The sequence below is a fragment of the Cellulosimicrobium cellulans genome (assembly GCF_001722485.1).
In the GTDB taxonomy this organism is placed as follows: Bacteria; Actinomycetota; Actinomycetes; order Actinomycetales; family Cellulomonadaceae; genus Cellulosimicrobium; species Cellulosimicrobium cellulans_A.
In genome coordinates this window covers 1-1,854 of record NZ_LWGL01000304.1, presented here as the reverse complement: position 1 = coordinate 1,854, position 1,854 = coordinate 1, and the positions used below count along the sequence as shown (strand labels likewise).

The window sequence follows — 1,854 nt, the reverse complement described above, 5'->3', positions numbered from 1 at the left end:
GGTCGCCGCCCCGGGCCCGCTCGCGGACCCGGCGCTGCACCAGGTCGCGCAGCCGACGGCCGCGCCGCCCGTCCCGCACCCCGCTCCGCCCGCCGACCGCGCGTCGCAGCCCGCGCCGGAGGAGGACGAGCCGCGCCAGGACCTGTGGCCGCCGTTCCCGCCGGTCTCCGGGCAGACGCCCGACGCACAGCGCTGATGCGCCGCACCTCGGTCCGGAGCCTGCTGCTGGTCGCCGTCGTCACGGCCGTGGTGGGCTGGCTCGTCGTGCGCGCGGTCGAGGGCCGGGGCACGTACCTGCCGCCGGTGCCCTGGGTGGTCGACGTGGCGATCGGCGCCCTCGCCGTGGGGGTGCTCTGGGCCGGATGGACGGTGCGCGCCTACCAGAAGGGCCGCCGTCCCGGCCTCGACGCGATCCGCGCCGCCCGCACGTTCGTGCTCGCCAAGGCGGCGTCCCTCACGGGCGCGCTGCTCGCCGGCTGGTACGGCGCGCAGGTGCTCGTCACGCTGCCCGACCTCGCGATCGAGCCGCGGCGCGACCGGGCCGTCGCCGCGGGCGTCGCGGTCGCGTGCGCCGTCGCGCTGGCCGTGGCAGGGCTCGTCGCCGAGCGCTTCTGCCAGCTCCCGCCGGGCGACGTCGGCGAGGAGCGCGACCGTGCGACGCACGAGGACCCCGAGACGCCCGGGGCCAGCACGACCGCCTGAGGGCGGCATCACCGCGCGGATGGCGCCGGTGACGCGGTGACGGATGGGAGGATCGACCCATGACGGACGCTGACCGGCCGGTCCCGGCCCCCGAAGGCACCGTGGTCGAGGATCACGGACCGTTCGACCCGCCCGGGGTCCTGTGGTCCCGCGTGTCCCCACGGCTCGCCACCGCCCGCCTCCTGTCGACCGGGATCGTGCTCGGCGCGCTCGCCGTCGCCGCGGTCGTGCTCCTCCTCCTGCTCGACCAGTGGTGGCCGTGGGTCCTCCTCGGCCTCGTCGTGGTGCAGGCGGTCTGGACGGCGGTCGTCGTGCCGCGCCAGGTGCGGGCCATCGGCTACGCCGAGCGCGACGACGACCTGCTGATCCGCAAGGGCATCCTCTTCCGCACGCTCGTCGTCGTGCCGTACGGCCGCATGCAGTACGTCGACGTCCAGGCGGGGCCGCTCGCACGCAAGCTGCGCATCGCGCAGATCCAGCTGCACACCGCCTCCGCCTCGACCGACGCGACGATCGACGGCCTCGAGCCGGCGGAGGCGGAGCGCCTGCGCGACCGTCTCGCGTCGCGGGGCGAGGCGCGGCTGGCGGGGCTGTGAGCGAGGAGACGACCGCGCCCGTGGGTCTCGAGTGGCACCGGGTCCACCCCGTGACGCCGCTCGTGCGCGGGTGGACGGTCATCGCGGTCCTGCTCGTCGTCGTCGGGCAGCAGACGCTCAACGGGCTGCCCGAGGGCGAGAACCTGCTCGAGGGCGACCGCTGGTGGCAGGTGCTGCTCGGGATCCTCGTCATCGGGCTCGTCGGCCTCGGCTACTCCGCGCTCGCGTGGCGCATGACGAGCTACGCGGTCGACGACGAGTCCGTGCACCTGCGCACCGGCGTCCTGTTCCGGCAGCAGCGGCGTGCCCGCCTGGACCGCCTGCAGGCCGTCGACATCGTGCAGCCGCTCGTGGCGCGGTTCTTCGGCCTCGCCGAGCTCAAGCTCGAGGTCGCCGGCGGGGGCGACTCCGGCGTCAAGCTCGGCTTCCTCAAGGAGGACGACGCGAACCGGCTCCGCCGCGAGCTGCTCGCGCTCGCGGCGGGGCTGCGCGTCGGGGCCGGACCGGCCGCGCCCACGGGCGACCTCGCGGGCTCCTCCGCGGCCGGGGCAGCCGC

Annotated in this window: 3 protein-coding genes and 1 pseudogene; all 4 read left to right on the top strand. The window is 76.5% G+C overall.

The features are described 5' to 3' along the window. Positions 1 to 196, top strand: a pseudogene (locus tag JZ5iCDA_RS19235) (hypothetical protein); the annotation flags it as partial. Then, positions 196 to 702, top strand: a complete 507-nt coding sequence (locus JZ5iCDA_RS17265; RefSeq protein ID WP_069388217.1) for a DUF3180 domain-containing protein — start codon at positions 196 to 198, stop codon at positions 700 to 702. The pseudogene JZ5iCDA_RS19235 and the gene JZ5iCDA_RS17265, both read left to right, overlap by 1 nt. Before the next feature lie 59 nt (positions 703 to 761). Further along, positions 762 to 1,298 (top strand): PH domain-containing protein, encoded by a 537-nt coding sequence (locus tag JZ5iCDA_RS17260; protein ID WP_069388216.1) that lies wholly within the window; start codon positions 762 to 764, stop codon positions 1,296 to 1,298. Continuing rightward, a partial coding sequence (locus tag JZ5iCDA_RS17255; protein ID WP_171905430.1) for a PH domain-containing protein occupies positions 1,295 to 1,854 on the top strand: 560 nt, incomplete at its 3' end. The genes JZ5iCDA_RS17260 and JZ5iCDA_RS17255, both read left to right, overlap by 4 nt.